The 17,269-nt window shown below is 71.0% G+C and carries 18 protein-coding genes, 1 tRNA gene and 1 other RNA gene; 7 read left to right on the forward strand and 13 right to left on the reverse strand.

The window, feature by feature from the left end:
* The 6 genes from VB739_RS13765 to VB739_RS13790 all read right to left on the reverse strand — a co-directional run.
* Positions 1–239 (reverse strand): cobalamin biosynthesis protein (locus tag VB739_RS13765; RefSeq protein ID WP_323357615.1); only part of this gene is annotated, 239 nt, incomplete at its 3' end.
* Entirely contained in the window at positions 236–1,282 is a 1,047-nt protein-coding gene (locus VB739_RS13770) for a hypothetical protein (protein ID WP_323357616.1), read from the reverse strand. The genes VB739_RS13770 and VB739_RS13765, both read right to left, overlap by 4 nt.
* 10 nt (positions 1,283–1,292) lie before the next feature.
* Complete coding sequence (gene ilvC / locus VB739_RS13775; protein ID WP_323357617.1) at positions 1,293–2,288, reverse strand: ketol-acid reductoisomerase; 996 nt, start codon at positions 2,286–2,288, stop codon at positions 1,293–1,295.
* A 53-nt stretch (positions 2,289–2,341) separates the two neighbouring features.
* A complete protein-coding gene (locus VB739_RS13780) occupies positions 2,342–2,953 on the reverse strand; it encodes an ATP-dependent Clp protease proteolytic subunit (RefSeq protein ID WP_323357618.1) in 612 nt (203 codons plus the stop codon).
* A gap of 76 nt (positions 2,954–3,029) precedes the next feature.
* Entirely contained in the window at positions 3,030–3,701 is a 672-nt protein-coding gene (locus VB739_RS13785; RefSeq protein WP_323357619.1) for an ATP-dependent Clp protease proteolytic subunit, read from the reverse strand.
* Positions 3,702–3,732: 31 nt separating this feature from the next.
* The gene (locus VB739_RS13790) at positions 3,733–4,896 is read right to left on the reverse strand and encodes a PIN/TRAM domain-containing protein (protein WP_323357620.1); all 1,164 of its coding nucleotides are present in this window, start codon (positions 4,894–4,896) and stop codon (positions 3,733–3,735) included.
* 93 nt (positions 4,897–4,989) lie between these two features.
* Here VB739_RS13790 and hemW point away from each other — a divergent pair, with 93 nt between their 5' ends.
* Complete coding sequence (hemW, locus tag VB739_RS13795) at positions 4,990–6,201, forward strand: radical SAM family heme chaperone HemW (RefSeq protein WP_323357621.1); 1,212 nt, start codon at positions 4,990–4,992, stop codon at positions 6,199–6,201.
* Here hemW and panB read toward each other — a convergent pair.
* Positions 6,116–6,955, reverse strand: a complete 840-nt coding sequence (panB, locus tag VB739_RS13800; protein WP_323357631.1) for a 3-methyl-2-oxobutanoate hydroxymethyltransferase — start codon at positions 6,953–6,955, stop codon at positions 6,116–6,118. The two genes, hemW and panB, sit on opposite strands and share 86 nt — an antisense overlap.
* A 44-nt stretch (positions 6,956–6,999) precedes the next feature.
* On the opposite strand from panB, the gene ffs reads away from it, so the two are divergent.
* Positions 7,000–7,096, forward strand: an RNA gene (gene ffs, locus VB739_RS13805) — signal recognition particle sRNA small type.
* A gap of 16 nt (positions 7,097–7,112) precedes the next feature.
* Here the strand turns inward: ffs and ftsZ are convergent.
* The 5 genes from ftsZ to miaB form a co-directional block, all read right to left on the reverse strand.
* A complete protein-coding gene (gene ftsZ, locus VB739_RS13810; protein ID WP_323357622.1) occupies positions 7,113–8,204 on the reverse strand; it encodes a cell division protein FtsZ in 1,092 nt (363 codons plus the stop codon).
* A gap of 227 nt (positions 8,205–8,431) precedes the next feature.
* Entirely contained in the window at positions 8,432–9,313 is an 882-nt protein-coding gene (locus VB739_RS13815; RefSeq protein ID WP_323357623.1) for a cell division protein FtsQ/DivIB, read from the reverse strand.
* Positions 9,310–9,720 (reverse strand): hypothetical protein, encoded by a 411-nt coding sequence (locus tag VB739_RS13820; protein ID WP_323357624.1) that lies wholly within the window; start codon positions 9,718–9,720, stop codon positions 9,310–9,312. Before VB739_RS13820 ends, VB739_RS13815 begins: the two co-directional genes overlap by 4 nt.
* Positions 9,717–10,835 (reverse strand): D-alanine--D-alanine ligase family protein, encoded by a 1,119-nt coding sequence (locus VB739_RS13825; protein ID WP_323357632.1) that lies wholly within the window; start codon positions 10,833–10,835, stop codon positions 9,717–9,719. The genes VB739_RS13820 and VB739_RS13825 overlap by 4 nt, the downstream gene beginning before the upstream one ends.
* 26 nt (positions 10,836–10,861) lie before the next feature.
* Positions 10,862–12,271, reverse strand: a complete 1,410-nt coding sequence (gene miaB / locus VB739_RS13830; RefSeq protein ID WP_323357625.1) for a tRNA (N6-isopentenyl adenosine(37)-C2)-methylthiotransferase MiaB — start codon at positions 12,269–12,271, stop codon at positions 10,862–10,864.
* Between the two features lie 71 nt (positions 12,272–12,342).
* On the opposite strand from miaB, the gene VB739_RS13835 reads away from it, so the two are divergent.
* Both VB739_RS13835 and VB739_RS13840 read left to right on the forward strand, forming a co-directional pair.
* A complete protein-coding gene (locus tag VB739_RS13835; protein WP_323357626.1) occupies positions 12,343–13,422 on the forward strand; it encodes a dipeptide epimerase in 1,080 nt (359 codons plus the stop codon).
* A complete protein-coding gene (locus tag VB739_RS13840) occupies positions 13,409–14,500 on the forward strand; it encodes a DUF1611 domain-containing protein (protein ID WP_323357627.1) in 1,092 nt (363 codons plus the stop codon). The genes VB739_RS13835 and VB739_RS13840 overlap by 14 nt, the downstream gene beginning before the upstream one ends.
* Before the next feature lie 2 nt (positions 14,501–14,502).
* Here the strand turns inward: VB739_RS13840 and VB739_RS13845 are convergent.
* Positions 14,503–14,575: transfer RNA gene (locus VB739_RS13845), tRNA-His, on the reverse strand.
* 42 nt (positions 14,576–14,617) lie between these two features.
* Here VB739_RS13845 and VB739_RS13850 point away from each other — a divergent pair.
* The 3 genes from VB739_RS13850 to VB739_RS13860 form a co-directional block, all read left to right on the forward strand.
* Complete coding sequence (locus VB739_RS13850; RefSeq protein ID WP_323357628.1) at positions 14,618–15,052, forward strand: DUF4359 domain-containing protein; 435 nt, start codon at positions 14,618–14,620, stop codon at positions 15,050–15,052.
* 35 nt (positions 15,053–15,087) lie between these two features.
* Positions 15,088–16,344: a cytosine deaminase gene (locus tag VB739_RS13855; RefSeq protein ID WP_416233339.1), complete on the forward strand. Its 1,257-nt coding sequence runs from the start codon at positions 15,088–15,090 to the stop codon at positions 16,342–16,344.
* Positions 16,337–17,269, forward strand: a 933-nt coding sequence (locus VB739_RS13860) for an FAD-binding oxidoreductase (RefSeq protein WP_323357630.1), incomplete at its 3' end; no start/stop codon positions are given. The genes VB739_RS13855 and VB739_RS13860, both read left to right, overlap by 8 nt.

Consider the following 17,269-nt stretch of genomic DNA (forward strand, 5'->3'; position numbering starts at 1 on the left):
CGCCTGGCCAGGGCCTCGATCCCCCAGCCCGCCAGGCCACTGCCGGCGACCACCACCAGGGCCAGCAGCGCCCCGCCCAGGCGCAGGCGCCGGGGGGCATCGCCCGCCCAGGCTTCAACGGCCTGGCGCAGCATCGTGATGGACCAGCCCATGGCCTGTACCGGGTGCGGCCACCAGAGGGGGTCCCCCAGCAGTCGATCCAGCCCGCAGGCGAGCAGCACGAGCAGGGCGGGGGTCAACGCCGGAGACGTTGCAGCAGGGGCAGCAGGGCTCCGGCCCCCAGAAACGCCAGCAACTGGATCGGCAGGCTGCCGGCCAGGCCGAGCACCTGGGCGATCAAGCCCATCCCCAGGCTTCCCAGCAGGCCCCCCAGGGCCGAGGAGCGCTCCAGGCGGTTCCAGTTGCGCTGCAGGTCACCGGCCGGATCCATGCCGATCGCCAGGCTGGTGTCCGCCAGGGCCGCCAGCAGGCCGAAGGGCACGAACAGGACCACGGCCCCCCAGCCACCGACGAACTGGGTGGCCACCAGCACGGCGGCCATCAGCAGGTAGGGCAGGCGCGGCGGCAGCCGCAGGCCCCAGGCTTCCGCACCGGTGCGGCCCAGACCGTAGGCCGTCAGCACCAGGCCGAAATCAAAGCAGTTGCCTGCCGCCTCCTGGCGCACCCACAGGGGCAGCAGGGCGAACAGGCCCCCGAACAGCAGCCCCTGCAGCACGCCGCTGGGCTCCAGCCGCAGGGCCTCACTGTCCAGATGGGCGGCGGACCCTTGCAGGCAGGGGTTGCCGGCCTGGAGCGCGCCGATCACCGGCGCCAGGGGCAGCAGCAGCACCAGGGCGCTGCCCAGCTGGAGCAGGGCCTTGCCCAGGGGAAACAGCAGGGCCGTGAGCAGGTTGCCCACCAGCCGGCCCGCCTCGGCTCCGGCCCGCAGCTCACCGATCGGCACCGCCCAGAGGCCGTGCAGCTGGCGCTGCAGTGGCTCCTGGGCCAGGCGCAGACCAACCGCCAGCAGGGCGATGCCCAGCAGGGGACTCAGCACCGAGCGGCCCAGCAGGCCGGAGGCCACGGCCAGAAGCAGCAGCAGGCTGAGCAGCTGGATCAGGTAGCCGAGGCGAATCCGCAGGGGCAGGGGCAACAGCAGCGGCAGGGTGGCCAGGGCCGGCAGCATCCCGTTCACCAGTGGTGAGGGGGTGAGGCCGCTGAGCAGCCAGGCGGTGGCGCCAATGGCGAGGGTGCCGCCGGCCTGGCTGCTGCTCCAGGCCAGGGTCAGCAGGCGCCTGTGCATCGGCTGGGGATCAGGCGGCCTTGAGCCAGCTGAACATCGAGCGCAGGCCCTTGCCGACCTGTTCGATCGGATGGGCGGCATCGCGCTCGCGCGCTTTGGCCATCTCGGGCTTGCCCGCCTCGCACTCGGCCACGAAGTTGCGGGCGAAGGTGCCGTCCTGGATGTCGGCCAGGATGCGCCGCATTTCCGCCTTGGTGTCGGCGGTGATCAGCCGGGGGCCGCTCACGTAGTCGCCGTACTCGGCGGTGTTGGAAATCGAATCCCGCATGGCGGTGAGGCCGCCCTTGACCATCAGGTCGACGATCAGCTTCACCTCGTGCAGGCACTCGAAGTAGGCCAGCTCTGGTTGGTAGCCCGCTTCCACCAGGGTCTCGAAGCCAGCCTTCACCAGCTCGCTGAGGCCGCCGCAGAGGACGGCCTGCTCACCGAACAGGTCGGTTTCGGTTTCTTCCTTGAAGTTGGTTTCCAGGATGCCGGCGCGGGTGCCGCCGATCCCTTTGGCGTAGGCCATCGCCAGGGCGCGGGCGTTGCCGGAGGCGTCCTGCTCGATGGCGAACAGGGCGGGCACGCCCTGGCCGTTCTGGAACTCCCAGCGGACGGTGTGACCAGGGCCCTTGGGGGCGATCATCACCACGTCCACGTCGGCGGGCGGCTGAATCAGGCCGAAGCGGATGTTGAAGCCGTGGGCGAAGCTCAGCACCTTGCCGGCGCTGAGGTGGGGCGCGATCTCAGCGGCGTAGACGGCCTTCTGGGCCTCATCGGGCAGCAGCACCATGATCCAGTCGGCCTTGGCGCAGGCGTCGGCGACGCTCAGCACCTCGAGGCCGTCGGCCCGGGCCTTGGCGGCCGAGCGGCTGCCGTCGTAGAGGCCCACCACCACGTTGACACCGCTGTCCTTGAGGTTCAGGGCGTGGGCATGGCCCTGGGAGCCGTAGCCGATGATGGCCACCGTCTTGCCGTTCAGCAGGCCGAGATCGGCGTCGGAGTCGTAGAAGAGCTGGGCCATTCCGGGCGGCAGGCAGGGCAAACGCAGACTTTAGGTGTGCGTCCGCACCGGCCTCAGCCGCCCGCCGCCTCCGAGGGGTGGGCGATCACGCGGTCGATCAGGCCGTAGTCCTTGGCTTCGGCGGCGCTGAGGAAGTAGTCGCGGTCGGTGTCCTTGGTGACTTTCTCCAGCGGCTGGTCGCACATATCCGCCAGCGACTTGTTGAGCATGTCCTTGATGCGCAGGATCTCCCGCGCCTCGATCTCGATGTCGCTGGCCTGGCGCTGGCTGGTGCCGCCCAGGGGCTGGTGGATCATGATCCGGCTGTGGGGCAGGGCCAGACGCTTGCCCTTGGTGCCGGCCGCCAGCAGGAAAGCGCCCATGGAGGCCGCCAGCCCGACGCAGATCGTCACCACGTCGGATTTGACGTATTGCATCGTGTCGTAGATCGCCAGTCCGGCGGTCACCGAGCCGCCCGGGGAGTTGATGTACAGGTAGATCGGTTTGGAGCTGTCATCGGAGTCGAGGTACAGCATCTGGGCCACCAGGCTGTTGGCGATGCCGTCGGTCACCTCCTGACCGAGGAACAGGATCCGCTCCACTCCCAGTCGGGTGTAGATGTCGACCCAGCGCTCGTACTGGCTGCCAGGAAGGCGGTAGGGAACGCTGGGGGTGCCGATGGGCATGTCGGGAAGGCTCTCGTTCGGAGCCGGGGAGAAGAGGTGGTGGAAGGGGTCGGCCGAGGGCCGCTGGGGGCTGGGCTCAGCCCACCGGGGCCGCCGTCGGCAGGTCCTTGCGGCTGGTGAGCACCCGGTCGATCAGGCCGTAGGCCTTGGCCTCCTCCGCGGTGAGGTAGGTCATCCGGTCGGAGTCGCGGGAGAGGTCCTCGACACGCTTGCCGGTGTTCTCGGAAAGGATTTCCAGCATGCTGTGCTTGTTGTGCAGCACTTCCTTGGCCCGGATCTGGATGTCGCTGGCCTGGCCGCGGGCGCCGGAGCGGGGCTGGTGCAGCACGATCGAGGCGTGGGGCAGGGCGGCCCGCTGGCCTTTGGTGCCGGCCGAGAGAATCATCGCGGCGGTGCCCATGGCCTGGCCGATGCAGATGGTGTGCACCGGCGGCTTCACGTAGCGCAGGGTGTCGCAGATGGCGAAGGCTTCGGTCTCGAAACCGATGGCGTCGCCGGAGTACCAGCTGGTGCCGGTGGAGTTGATGTAAAAGAAGATCGGCTTTTCTGGATTGTCGAATTCCAGGTACAGCAGCTGGGCAATGATCAGCTCGGTGACATCAATGCCCATCTGACGCTTGGCGTCGTCATCGGAGAACAGGGGCAGGCCCAGATAGACGATCCGCTCCTTGAGCAGCAGGGACGGCAGATCCGGCGGCGGCGTGCGCATCACTGCGGAATCGCCGTAGTAGGGGGCCGACACCGTCATCCGCGCTCACCAGCACTCTTGAGGCAGGAGCCTAGCCGGGGCCAGGAGGCTGGTGCTCCTGCAGGGCGACGGGTTTCCCTCCCTGCTTGTCGAGTCCCCGGCCGTTGCCCCGCTCGCCGGGACGGTCCTGGTTGCGGTCGCAGCGGGCGAACACCATGCGGCCGGTGGGCGTCTGCAGGGCACCGGTGACGGTGACGGGCAGCCGTTCGCCGATGCGGCGGCGGGCATCCTCCACCACCACCATCGTGCCGTCCTCCAGGTAACCGACGCCCTGGTCGGCCTCCTTGCCCTCGCGCACGATCTTGAGCTGGAGACCATCGCCAGGCTGCACCTCGGGCCGCAGGGCGATGACCAGTTCGCTGAGGTTGAGCACCTTCAGCTCCTGCACCTGGGCCACCTGGGCCAGGTTGAAGTCGGCGGTGAGCAGGGTGCCGCCGGTGTCGGCGGTGAGCTTGAGCAGTTTGTCGTCGGCGCCGTTGCCGCTGTAGCGGGTGCTGTTGACCACCAGCCGGCGGCCGTAGTTTTCGCGCAGTTCGGTGAGCAGCTTCAGGCCCCGGCGTCCCTTGGCGCGCTTCTCGCTGTTGGAGGAATCGGCCAGGGCCTGGAGTTCATCGATCACGGCCTGAGCCACGATCACCTGGCCTTCCAGCAGGCCGGAAGCCAGCAGGCCACGGATGCGGCCGTCGATGATCACACTGGTATCGAGGATCTTGGCGGTGGCGGGCAGCAGCACCCCATCGGCCACCAGCAGGGCCTCCGTGCTGGCCGGATTGAACAGCCGCAACAGGGTGCGGCCGTGCACCTCCGCCAGGTTGTATCCCAGCACCCCGAAGAAGACGTTGCTGAGCACCGCCGCCAACGGCTTCACCAGCACCACCTCCCAGGGCAGGGGCAGCAGCAGGATCGGCGCCAGCAGCAGATTGGCCACCAGCAGGCCGAGGATCAGGCCCACCGCCCGGCTGATCAGCAGATCGGTGGGCATGCTGCGCACCTGGGCCATCAGGCGCCGGCGCAGTTGCTGGAAGAAGATGCCCGCGATCAGCCCGAAGAAGGCACCGAACCCGCCCATCACCATCCGCAGCCCTTCCTGGTTGGTGACCTCCAGCAGCAGCTGCTCCGGCAGCAGGTCGACGCCGAGCCAGCCGGTGGCCGCCCCTGAGATCAGGAACAGCAGCAAGATGAGGGTGTCCACCATGCTTCGAAGTCCCGACGCCTTGGCCGCCCAGCTGGTCTGGCAAGCAGCTTGGCCGATCTTCCGCCGTTTGGGTCCCAGGGATTACCGCCCGTGATGGATCCCCGATCCGCCTACGTCCACATTCCCTTCTGCCACCGGCGCTGTTTCTACTGCGATTTCCCGGTGGTGCCCCTCGGGGACAGGGCCGACGGGGCCACCTCGGGCTCCGTCGTCGCCTACCTGGACCTGCTGCACCGGGAGATCGCCAGCTCCCCCGGCGGCCCAGCGCTGGCGACGGTGTACCTGGGCGGCGGCACCCCGTCGATGCTCAGCAGCGCCCAGGTGGCGGGGATCCTGGAGGCCCTCGACCGCCGCTTCGGCCTGGCGCCGGGGGCGGAGCTGAGCCTGGAATTGGATCCGGCCAGCTTCGATCTGGCCCGCCTGGCGGGCTACCTGGCCGCCGGCATCAACCGCGTCAGCCTGGGGGGCCAGAGCTTCGACGATGACGTGCTGGCGGATCTGGGCCGTCGCCACCGCGGCGCCGACCTGCGCGAGGCGGCCGGCTGGCTGGGCCTGGCCCAGCGGCGGGGCGACCTGGCCAGCTGGAGCCTGGATCTGATCCAGGGGTTGCCGCGGCAGGACGCCGCCCACTGGGACGACCAGCTCAGGGAGGCCCTGGCCCTGGAGCCCCCCCATCTGTCGGTGTACGACCTGAGCATCGAACCCGGCACGGTCTTCGAGCGGCGCCTGGCGCTGGGGGAGCTGGCCCTGCCGCCGGAGGATCTGGCCGCCGACCTGATGGACCTGACCTGGGCCCGGCTGACGGCCGCCGGCTACGGCCACTACGAGGTGTCCAACTACGCCCTTCCCGGCCACGCCTCGCGCCATAACCGCGTCTACTGGAGCGGTGCCGGCTGGTGGGGCTTCGGCATGGGCGCCACCGGGGCCCCCCGCGGTCGCCGCCGGGCCCACCCCCGCACCCGCGCCGGCTACGAGGAGGCGCTGGCGGCACAAGCGGAGGAGCCGGCTGATGCCGGCGAGGGCCTGCCCTTCGATGAACGGCTGATGGTGGGCTTGCGCTGCCGGGAGGGGGTGAACCTGGAACGGTTGGCCCGCCAGGAGCGGATTGACGCGTCCCAATTGGAAGGGTTGCGCGCCCGGCTTTCCACCTACGAGCGGCGAGGCCTGCTGCGCATCGAGGGTCCCCGTTGGCGCCTGGCGGATCCCCAGGGGCTGGCCCTCAGCAATGGGGTGCTGCGGGAGATGCTGGTCTGGTGGCAGGAGCAGGAGCGGGAGCAGGAGTCGATGCCGGTCCCTGCTCCTTGACCCATCGGCCCAGGACCTCCACCGCCAGGGCCCGGCCCTGCATCAGGGGGGGACTGAAGGGGGGCTGGCGGCTGGTGAGCCCGAGCAGATCGGCCGTCACCCGCACCTGGCCGTCGCAGCCGTCACCGGCGCCGATGCCGATCACCGGAATCACCAGGGCGGCGCTCAGTTCGCTGGCCAGCTCCGCCGGAACGTGCTCGATCACCAGGGCGAAACAACCGGCCTCCTGCAGGGCCAGGGCCCGCCGCCGCAGCCGTTCCTGGCTGATCGGATCGCCGGCCTGGCGCCGGTAGCCGAGCTGATGCACCGACTGGGGTGTCAACCCGAGATGGCCCATCACCGGAATGCCGCTGCGCACCATCCGATCGATCACGGCCAACGTCTCGGGCTCGGCCCCTTCCAGCTTCACCGCCACCGCCGGCGTTTCCTTCAGCACCCGGCCTGCGGCCGCCACCGCCGCATCGGCGCCGCACTGGTAGCTCAGGAACGGGAGGTCGCAGATCAGCAGCGGCGGATGCTGCGGTGCCGCTGCCGCCAGCCCCCGGCCAGCGGCGCGGCAGTGGTGCAGCATCTCCTCGAGGGTGACTGGCAGGGTGGTGGCGTGGCCCAGGACCACCATCGCCAGGGAGTCGCCCACCAGGACCGCATCCACCCCGGCGCCGGCCACCACGGCGGCGGAGAGCGCGTCCCAGGCGGTCAGCATGGTGATCGGCAGACCCCCCTGCTTGCGCCGTGTCAGATCAGCGGGTCGCAGGGGCACGGCACGGTGGGCGGAGGGGGCATTGCTAGCATCAACCCGACTCGGACCCACGCGGCTCTGACGCCCAAATCTGGTCAGGACCGGAAGGGAGCAGCCACACGGGATGCTCAGGGCAGGCGTGGATTCCGGGTCACCCTCTTGGTACCGGGCGTCAGTCGACCCGGTTCTGGCGATTGATCAGGAACGGCGGGATCATGGCTCCGCGCTCCTCGGGTGTGTGGGTGAGGTTGTCGGCGAAGCTCGCAGTGGTGGTGCGCTCCGGCCTGTAGTGGCCACCGCTCTGGAAACCCGTGGCGATCACCGTCACGTGGATCTCGCCTTCCAGGGATTCATCCACGACGGCGCCCACGATGATGTTGGCGTCAGGGTCGACCACGTCGTAGATGACCTCGGAGGCGGTGGTCATGTCCTCCAGGGTCATGTCCTTGCCGCCGCTGATGTTGATGACGCAGCCGTTGGCGCCGTCGATGCGGGCCGATTCCAGCAGGGGGCTGCTCATGGCGGCCTGGGCGGCCTCAATGGCCCGTGAGCGTCCGGAGCCCACGCCGATGCCCAGCAGGGCGGTGCCGGCATCGGCCATCACCGAGCGGATGTCGGCGAAGTCGACGTTCACCAGACCCGGCCTGGTGATGATGTCGGTGATCCCCTTCACGCCCATGCGGAGCACATCGTCGGCGGCCCGGAAGGCCTCCTGGAGCGGCGCGCCGGCGATGGCGTCCCGCAAGCGGTCGTTGGGAATGATGATCAGCGTGTCGACATGCTCGGCCAGGCGGGCGATGCCCTCCTCGGCCTGTCGCAGCCGTTTGCGGCCCTCGAAGCCGAACGGTTTGGTGACGATGCCCACGGTGAGGGCGCCGCATTCCTTGGCCACTTCCGCCACGATCGGTGCCGCGCCGGTGCCGGTGCCACCGCCCATGCCGGCGGCGATGAAGACGAGATCGGCGCCTTCGAGCGACTGCTGCAGATCGGCCCTGGATTCTTCCGCCGCCTTCTGGCCGATCACCGGGTTGCCGCCGGCCCCCAGGCCACGGGTGAGTTTCTGGCCCAGCTGGATGCGCTGGCCCGCCGCTGACTGCAGCAGGGCCTGGGCGTCGGTGTTGAGCACCCGATAGCCCACCCCGGTGAGGTCGGTGGCGATCATCCGGTTGACCGCGTTGCTGCCGCCACCCCCCACGCCGATCACCTCGATCCGGGCCGATTGGCTCGGGACGATCCCGTTGCTGCTGGGCGAGATCTGGCTCATCGCGTGGGGCTCCTGCGGGGACGAAAGATCGACGTGGTGTAGGCGGTCCTGATCGCGCGACATCGCGGGAGGGGGTGTCTGGCCGTTGATCTGCGGCTGCATTATGTCGGTGGCCAGCTCAGCCAAAGTTGCCGATAGATCACATTGGACTGAATCGCCTCTGGGCGCAACGGCCTGTGCGGATTGTCTGGCTGGGTCGCTGGCTGGTTGGCGGCGGCTGAGATCCCTTACTGGGTGCCGGCTGGGGCGGGGCGCGGTGGGGCTGGACTGGGCTTGGGGGGAGGGGGCGGCGCGGCCGATCCGCCTCTGGTGCCCAGGCTCAGCTCGGGCTGTTCGGGATCGCTCAGATCGATCAGCTGGGGTGGGGCACCTTTCATGCTGGCCGGCAGTGTGCGGCTGAGGTGGGCGACCACCTCCAGCCGGCGGGGCAGGCGGGCATCCGGGGGACCCAGCCGCACCTGGCCCAGCTGGGTGGTGCTGAGCCACAGGCTGCCGTCCGGTTCGAAGCGGATTTCCTTCAGACCGGGACCCAGCACCTCCCGTTCCTTCAGAACCCGTGCCAGCACGGCCCTGTGGCGGGCGTTCCAGCCGACGACCAGCAGGGACAGGTCGCCCTGGCTGCGCACCCCCATGTGCTGGCGGAGGCTGATCCAGTTGCCCAGGCCATCCACGAAGCCCATCTCAGGCCCGCGGTCGGTGCGGCGCTCGGCCCGGGCGACCGCCTCCCGGTCCTTGAGTTCCACCCGAAGCCGCGGCGGCAGCATCAGCCGGCTCACCTTCACCTGCTCCACGGGCAGGGCCCCCATCAGGTCGCTGGCCACCTGGCGGGGCTGCAGCGCCATCAGGGGCTGGGGGAAGCGCAGACCGGCCGCCGTGATCACCTGGTCGCGACTGACCACGGCGCTGCCCATCACCTCCACCTGGGCCGGCTCCCGCAGGGTCCAGCCCTGCCGCAGCAGCAGGTAACCCAGGCCGGCGGAGACGGCGCTGAAGACCAGGATGCGCCACAGCAGCCGCAGCCGCTCGCTGCGGCGCTGACGGCGAAGTTCCTTACGGCGCAGCACCCCGGGAGGCAGCGGCGCTCCCGGCGCGGGTGGGGCCTGCTTCACAGTTCGCAGCGGGAGCGGGCCATGAGTTCATCCATCCAGGTCCGGGCCCGGCGGGCATCGGCGAACGGCAGTTCCTCCTGTTGGCCTCCCCCGACCAGGCGCAGCCTGCAGGCTCCTTCGCTCTCCTCGGTCAGGGGGGCCTCCCCGGAGCTGAGCGAGAGCAGTTCGACCATTTCCAGCCGCTTGACGCTGAAGCAGCCCACCGGCTGGAAGCTGCCGGCCACGAACTTGCTCCAGCTCAGTTCCCCCTCGATGAGCCGGGCCGCCCCACAGCCATCCAGCTTGGCCAGTTCGGCGCCGCTGGCCCAGTCGCGGAAGAGCTGCTGCCGTCGTCGCTCGATCCAGCCGAGGGCGACCAGGAGCACGAAAGCCGCCAGCAGGGGCAGCCACAGCAGGCCATGGATCATGCCGCCGTTCCTTCCACGTTCATCCGCAGCTCCGATCTTCCCGCGCCCAGCACCAATTCGTGCACCAGGTCGGGGAGCGGTAATCCACTGGCCTCCCACAGCATGGGGTACATGCTCTGGCTCGTGAAGCCCGGGAGGGTGTTGATCTCGTTCAGCCAGAGGCTGCCTGTGGCCTCGTCGTAGAAGAAATCGACCCGGGCCAGGCCCCCGGCCGCCACCGCCCGGCAGGCGTCGAGCGCCATCGCCCGGGCCCGGGCGCTCACCGCCTCGCTCACCAAAGCGGGGATCACGGTGTGGCTGAGACCATCGCTGTATTTGGTGTCGTAGTCGTACCAGTCGGCATCGAAGCGGATTTCGCCCAGCACCGAGGCACTCAGCCCGTCCCCCTGACCATCGCGGCGTTGCAGCACGGCGCATTCCAGTTCCCTGGCCTTCACGCCCTGCTCCACCACCAGGCGCCGGTCGAGGCCCGCGGCCAGCTCCAGGCCCGAGAGCAGGGCGGCACGGTCGCCCGCCTTGCTGATGCCCACCGAGGAGCCCATGTTGGCCGGCTTGACAAAGCAGGGATACCCGAGCTGGCTCTCCAGCCGCTCCAGCAGGGCCTCCTGGGCGCCGGGGTGGGTGGCGTCCAGCTCGGACGCCTCCACACAGGCGTACGGCACCTGGGGCAGGCCGGCAGCGGCGAAGGCGGCCTTCATGGCCTGCTTGTCCATTCCCAGGGCCGACCCCAGCACGCCGGAGCCCACGAAGGGCACCCCCATCAGGGTGAACAGCCCCTGGACCGTGCCGTCCTCCCCGTTGGGGCCATGCAGCACCGGAAACCACACCTCCATCTCCAGGGCCCCCTCCGGAAAGCCCCGGAAGCCCCCCGGCTGCGGCTGGCCGGCCAGCGCGTCGGCGTCGGCGGGCAGGCCTCGCTCCAGCACCGCCGTCGCCACGGCCTCCGGCCACCAGCCGCCGCATCGATCGATGTAGAAGCAGCTGACCCGGTAGCGCTCGGCATTGGTGCCGCTGCGCAGACCCCGCAGCACGGTCTGGGCCGAGCGGATTGAGACGGCGTGTTCGCCAGAGGCTCCCCCGAACACCAGGCCGACGCGGGTGGGATGGGGGGCCATCGGCACAGGGAAGAGGGCCAAACGTATCAGTGAACCGGTTCCCGGCCCAGGGGCCGGCCGCTGAGGCTGAACGGCCGCACCGTCTCGATCAGCACGTCGACCAGGTCCCCCGGGACGTAGGGCCGGCCATCGCCGGGGTCGGCGGCGAAGAAGGTGAGCCGATTGGTGCGGGTGCGGCCCATCAGCTGATCCGGATCCCGGGGGTTGACCCCCTCGGCCAGCACCTGCTCCCGGCGGCCCAGATAGCGGGCGTTGCGCTCCGCAGCGACCCTCTCCACCAGAGCGTTCACCTCCTGCAGCCGTTCCACTTTCACCGCTTCCGGCAGCTGGTCGGGCCAGTCGGCCGCCGGCGTGCCCGGCCGCGGCGAGTAGGCGGCGGTGTTGACCTGGTCGAAGCCGACCGCCTCGATCAGCGCCAGGGTGCGGCGGTACTGGGCATCGGTTTCGCCGGGGAAGGCCACGATCACGTCGGCGCTGATGGCCGCATCGGGGAGGCGCTGACGGATGCGGTCGATGATCCGCCGGTAACGCTCCACGGTGTACCCGCGGGCCATGGCCCGCAGGACGGCGTCATCGCCGCTCTGGAACGGGATGTGGAAGTGCTCGCACACCTTGGGCAGGTCGGCGCAGGCGTCGATCAGCCGGTCGGTGAAGTAGCGCGGGTGGCTGGTGGCGAAGCGGATCCTTTCCAGGCCCCGCACGTCATGCACCGCCCGCAGCAGGTCGGTGAGGGTGTGGGCCCGCCGGCCCTCGGCGGTGATGCCGGGCAGGTCACGGCCGTAGGCGTCGATGTTCTGGCCCAGCAGGGTGACCTCACGGAAGCCCCGTGCCGCCAGCCCCTCCATTTCCAGGCGGATGGCCTCGGGCAGGCGGGACTGCTCCCGGCCCCGCACCGCTGGCACCACGCAGTAGGTGCAGTGCTCGTTGCAGCCGTAGATGACGTTCACCCAGGCACAGACGGCGCTGTCCCGCCGGGCCGTGGTGATGTCCTCGAGGATGTGATGCTCATCGGTGGCCACCACCTGCTGGCCGGTCTCCACCCGGGTGAGCAGGGCCTCGAGCCGGTTGGCGTGCTGGGGGCCCATGACCAGATCCAGTTCCGGCACCCGCCGCAGCAGCGCCTCCCCCTCCTGCTGCGCCACACAGCCGGCCACCACCAGGGTGAGGCCGGGGTTGCTCCGTTTGCGCTGGGCCTGACGCCCCAGGTAGCTGTAGACCTTCTGCTCGGCGTTGTCCCGGATCGTGCAGGTGTTGTACAGCACCAGATCGGCCGTGTGCTCGTCGTTGCCAGGGGTGTAGCCCATGGCTTCGAGGATTCCGGCCATGCGCTCGGAATCGGCCTTGTTCATCTGGCAGCCGAAGGTGGTGATCCAGTAGCTGCCGCGCCGTGCCGAAGGCGCCTGGTCGGCCGGCGGGCCGGAAACGGTGGCTGTCATGGGATCCAGTTTCCGCTATCGCCGCCGACGGGGTGGCTGTGGCAGCGTGAACGTCCCGGCCCCTTTCTGGAATGCGCTGCCGTCTGAGCCGCTTTCCCCTCACCAAGGCGGTGCCCCTGACCATCAGCCGCGGCACCACCGGCACCGTGGAGCACCTGGTGCTGGAGCTGGAGCACGACGGCTGCACCGGCCTCGGCGAAACCGGTGGCTTCGATACGGGCCACCGGGCCTACAGCAGCGAAGCCCTGGCGGCCGAACTGGAGGCGATCCTGCCGGCTCTGGAAGGGCTCGAGCCAGAACCGTTCCAGGCCTTCGAGCCCCTGCTGCAGGCGTTGTCGCCGCCAGCTCGCTGCGCCGTGGATCTGGCCCTGCACGACTGGTGGGGCCAGCGGCTGGGGCAGCCGCTGTGGCGGCTCTGGGGCCTCGACCAAGCCGCCATCAGCCCCACCAGCGTCACCCTTGGCCTGGGCAGCGAGGCGGCGGTGCTGGAGCGCCTGGAGCGCTGGTGGGGCCAGCTGCCGGCCCGCCGCATCAAGCTGAAGCTCGGCAGTCCGGAGGGGCTCGACCACGACCGGGCGCTGGTGGGGGCGGTGGCCCAGGCGCTGGAGCGGCGCCACCAGACTCATGGAGTGGCCTGTGAGCTGCAGGTGGATGCCAACGGCGGCTGGAGCCTGGAGCAGGCCCTGCCGATGCTGGGCTGGCTGGACGCCCAGGGCGTGGTGCTGGTGGAGCAGCCCCTGGCTCCCCTGGAGGATCCGGAGGCCGACTGCGCCGCCTTCGCCGCCCTGGAGCTGGATTGCCCCATCGCCCTGGTGGCCGATGAGAGCTGCTGGAACCTGGCCGACCTGGTGCGGCTCGCCCCCTATGTCGATGGGGTGAACATCAAGCTGCTCAAGAGCGGCGGGCTGGCGGAGGCCCTGTTGATGGCAAGAGCCGCGCAACGGCTGGGGCTGGGCGTGATGCTCGGCTGTTATTCCGACAGCGCCCTGCTCAACGGCGCCGCCGCCCAGCTGCTGCCGCTGGTGCGCTGGCCGGATCTCGACAGCCACCTGAATCTGGTCGACGACCCCTTCACCGGGCCCGTCCTCGAAGGCGATCGGCTGTGGCCCGCCGCGTCGCCTGGTCTGGGGGTGATCCGTGCTCGGCCCTGACGTTCCGATCGTGCTGCTGCAGCACGGGGGGCTGGACAACCTCAGCGGCAAGACAGGCCTGGCGATGCTCCGCTACCGCCAGGGGCCGATCGTGGCGGTGGTGGATCCGGCCAACCCCGGCGCCGATCTGGGGCAACTCACCGGGATCGACCGGGCCGTGCCGGTGGTGGGATCCCTGGCGGAGGCGTTGCCGTTCGCTCCCGAGGTGGCGGTGGTGGGGCTCGCCCCCTCCGGCGGCCGCCTGCCCGAGGGGATGGGCGCCGATGTGGCGGCCGCCCTGGCGGCGGGCCTGTCGCTGGCCAGTGGTCTGCACAGCCGCCTGGGGGACGATCCAGCCCTGGCGGCCCTGGTGCAGCCGGGGCGCTGGATCTGGGACCTGCGCCGGGAGCCCCCCGACCTGGCGGTGGCCTCCGGCCGCGCCGCCGGGCTGCCGGGCCGCCGCTTGCTGGGGGTGGGGACGGACATGTCGGTGGGCAAGATGAGCGCCTGTCTGGAGCTGCAGGCCGCCGCCCGGCGCCGCGGCCGCGATGCACGGTTTGTCGGCACCGGCCAGGCCGGCATCCTGATCAGTGGCGCTGGCGTGGCCCTGGACGCCGTCCGCATCGATTACGCGGCCGGCGCCGTGGAAGGGGCGGTGCTGGCCGCCGCCGCGGGGGCTGGCCCTGACACCCTGGTGCTGATCGAGGGGCAGGGATCGCTCTGTCACCCGGGCTCCAGTGCCACCCTGCCTCTGATCCGCGGCAGCCAGCCCACCGACCTGGTGCTGGTGCACCGGGCCGGGCAACGCACGGTGCAGCGCCTCGACGCGTTCCCCCTCCCCCCCCTGGGCCAGTTGATCGCCGCTGTGGAGGCCCTGGCGGCCCTGGGCCGGCCGGTGGGCTGTGGTCCTCCGCCCCGGGTGGCCGCCATCGCCCTCAACACCGCCCTGTTGGACGGGTCAGCGGCGGCAGAGGCGCTGGAGGCCACGGCGGCGGCAACGGGGCTGCCCTGCGCCGATCCGGTGCGACAGGGCGGCGAGGCCCTGCTGGACCAGCTACCGGGCCAAAAAAGAAGCCCGACGCCGAAGCGCCGGGCCTGAAGGGCGAGCGAGGGGACTCGAACCCCCGAATGGTGGCGCCACAAGCCACTGCCTTAACCACTTGGCGACGCCCGCCGCGGTCTTTGCCAATGTATCAAGTGAGCCCGCCGGCCCCCCTTGCCACCGCCGACCACCGCCACCCGCACCGTTTCCGGCCTCCTGGGCCTGACCGCCGTTTCGGCGGGCCTGGTCGGCCTGGCTGTCACCAACCCTGGCCCCGCCGCCTTCGAGGAGTTTGCCGCCGACAAGCTGACCGAACTGGCCAGCGAGGAGCTGTGCCAGAACGAAGGGCTGCCGCTGCTGGCCCGGCTGCTGATCCAGAACTGTCCGGAACTGGTGCGATCCCAGCGCAAGGTGCTGGGCCGTCTGGCCCGGGAGCACTCGCGTCGCTACAACTTCGGCCTGCTGAGCCTCTACGGCACCCGGCTGGGTGGGGAGAAGGTGTTGCCCAACTGGAGCATCCCCCGCTACGAGGCCGTCACCCTGGCGGTCGCGGGCCATTTCGTGCTGCTCTCCGCCGGCGAGAGCACGCCGGGGAGCCCGATGCCGTGAGCGCCGCGTCGCCGCCGGCCGGACTGCTGCCGCCGATGCGCTTCCCAAGGGCCCTGCTCGATCCCCTGGCCCGGCTGCCGGCGGCCGACGACCAGGGCCTGGTGGCGGTGCAGCTGGAGCAGGCCGACGGCCGGATCCGGGCCATCCACGCGCTGGCCGCTGGCTCTGGCGCCCCCCTGCCCCTGGCGCTGACGCCGCTGGTGGAGCCCCATGCCCACCTCGACAAGGCCTTCAGCGGTGAGGCCTTCCCCAATCCCGACGGCACCATGGCCGGGGCCATGGCGGCGAACGGCCGGGAAGCGGCCGAGCGGCGGGCCGATGGGGTGCGGCGGCGGGGCGAACAGGCCCTGGCGCGGGCCTGGCGCTACGGGTTGCGGGCGATCCGCAGCCACATCGACAGCCTCGGTCCCTGGGCCACCCCCAGCTGGGAGGTGCTGCTGGAGCTGCGCCGCCACTGGCGGGGCCGGGTGGAGTTGCAGCTCGTGGCCATGGTGCCGGTGGGGTACTGGAGCACGCCGGAGGGTGAGGCCTTCGCCGCCTGGGTGGCCGCCCGTGGTGGCCTGCTGGGCGGCGTGCTCGGCGCCCCCTTCCGCTCCACTCCTGCCGACCGCGCGGCGCTGCTGGCCCTGCTGCGGCTGGCGGAGCGCCTCGGCTGCGGGGTCGACCTGCACGTCGATGAGTGCGCCGAGGGCCATGGCCGGGGCGTGGCCCTGGTGAGCGACCTGCTGCGGCGGCACCGCCTGGCGGTGCCACTCACCTGCAGCCACGCCAGCAGCATGGCCTTGCTGGCCGATCGGCCCTGCCGTCGCCTGGTGGAGGCGATGGCAGATGCGGCGGTGGGGGTGGTGGCCCTGCCCACCACCAACCTGTGGCTGCTCGGCAAACACCAGCGCCGTACCCCGTCGCTGCGGCCCCAGGCCCCGATCCGCCAGCTCCAGGAGGCTGGCGTGACCGTGGCCGTGGGGGGCGACAACGTGCAGGATCCCTGGTTCCCCGGGGGGGATTTCGATCCGATCGCCCTGCTGCGCTTCAGCCTCGCCGCCAGCCACCTGGTGCCCTGGCGGCGGCTGGGCCTGAGTCCCTTCAGCACCGCCGCGGCCCAGCTGCTGGGCCTCGACTGGGACGGGGTCCTGCGGGAGGGATCCCCGGCCGATCTGCTGGTGCTGGGGGCTTCCTCCTGGGGCGAGCTGCTGGCCCGTCCCCCCCGGCGGCGGGTGCTGCGGGCCGGCCGCTGGCTGGAGCCGCCCCCGTGCGAAGAACCGTCCCCACTGCTGACCGCCTGCCATGGATGACTTCAGACCGGTTGATCCCGAGCGGATCCGGGCTCTGGTCGCCGAACTGGCTGCCAGCCCGCTGGCGTTGACGCCGATCCTGTCCCCCGCCGAGCTGGGCCGGCTTTCGGCCGACTTCCACGACTATTCGCCCGTGCTGGAACAGCTGCTCAAAGGCCGCTGCGCCCAGGTGGCGGTGAAGGTGGACCGGCTGGAGCAGGTGATGGCGGTGGCCGGGGCCTGCGCCCGTCACCGGGTGCCGCTGACGCTGCGGGGTGCCGGCACCGGCAACTACGGCCAGTGCGTGCCGCTGGCTGGTGGCATGGTGCTCGACCTCAGCGGCCTGAACAAGCTGCGGGCGGTGGATCCGCTCAGCGGCATCGTGGAGGCGGAGCCCGGCTGCACCCTGGCCCACCTGGACGGGCAGCTGGCGGTCTACGGCCGGGCCCTGCGGCTCGCCCCGAGCACCTACCGCAGCGCCACCCTGGGGGGCTTCTTCGCCGGTGGCTCGGGCGGCCTGGGCTCGCTGCGCTGGGGCTTCCTGCGCGATCCCGGCCACCTGCTGGGGCTGGAGGTGGTGACGCTCGAACCCGAACCCCGGCTGCTGCGGCTCGACGCTGCCGCCAGCGCGCCCCTAAACCACGCCTACGGCACCAACGGCATCATCACCGCCCTGCGGCTGGCCAGCACCGAGGCGGTGGCCTGGCAGCAGCTGGTGGTGGGCTTCAGCCACTGGGAGGCGGCCCTGCAGGTCTCCCGTGAGCTGCCGACCACGGCCCTGCTGCTCAACGCCCTCTGCCTGCTGGAGGCGCCGGTGGCGGAGCGGATGCCCTGGCCGGCCGGCTGTCCCGCCGCTGATCCAGGGGAGCACCGGCTGCTGCTCCATGCCGCCCCCGACACCCTGGAGCTGCTGCCCGGCTGGCTGGCGGCCCGGGGCGGCCAGCTC

Source organism: Cyanobium gracile UHCC 0281 (assembly GCF_034931305.1).
GTDB classification, from domain to species: Bacteria; Cyanobacteriota; Cyanobacteriia; order PCC-6307; family Cyanobiaceae; genus Cyanobium; species Cyanobium gracile_A.

Bases quoted from the DNA above. Each gene is read 5' to 3' on its own strand.
- VB739_RS13770 (WP_323357616.1), bottom strand. From the start codon at position 1,282: ATGCACAGGCGCCTGCTGACCCTGGCCTGGAGCAGCAGCCAGGCCGGC.
- ilvC (WP_323357617.1), bottom strand. From the start codon at position 2,288: ATGGCCCAGCTCTTCTACGACTCCGACGCCGATCTCGGCCTGCTGAAC.
- VB739_RS13780 (WP_323357618.1), bottom strand. From the start codon at position 2,953: ATGCCCATCGGCACCCCCAGCGTTCCCTACCGCCTTCCTGGCAGCCAG.
- VB739_RS13785 (WP_323357619.1), bottom strand. From the start codon at position 3,701: ATGACGGTGTCGGCCCCCTACTACGGCGATTCCGCAGTGATGCGCACG.
- VB739_RS13790 (WP_323357620.1), bottom strand. From the start codon at position 4,896: ATGGTGGACACCCTCATCTTGCTGCTGTTCCTGATCTCAGGGGCGGCC.
- hemW (WP_323357621.1), top strand. From the start codon at position 4,990: ATGGATCCCCGATCCGCCTACGTCCACATTCCCTTCTGCCACCGGCGC.
- ftsZ (WP_323357622.1), bottom strand. From the start codon at position 8,204: ATGAGCCAGATCTCGCCCAGCAGCAACGGGATCGTCCCGAGCCAATCG.
- VB739_RS13820 (WP_323357624.1), bottom strand. From the start codon at position 9,720: ATGATCCATGGCCTGCTGTGGCTGCCCCTGCTGGCGGCTTTCGTGCTC.
- VB739_RS13825 (WP_323357632.1), bottom strand. From the start codon at position 10,835: ATGGCCCCCCATCCCACCCGCGTCGGCCTGGTGTTCGGGGGAGCCTCT.
- miaB (WP_323357625.1), bottom strand. From the start codon at position 12,271: ATGACAGCCACCGTTTCCGGCCCGCCGGCCGACCAGGCGCCTTCGGCA.
- VB739_RS13835 (WP_323357626.1), top strand. From the start codon at position 12,343: ATGCGCTGCCGTCTGAGCCGCTTTCCCCTCACCAAGGCGGTGCCCCTG.
- VB739_RS13855 (WP_416233339.1), top strand. From the start codon at position 15,088: ATGCGCTTCCCAAGGGCCCTGCTCGATCCCCTGGCCCGGCTGCCGGCG.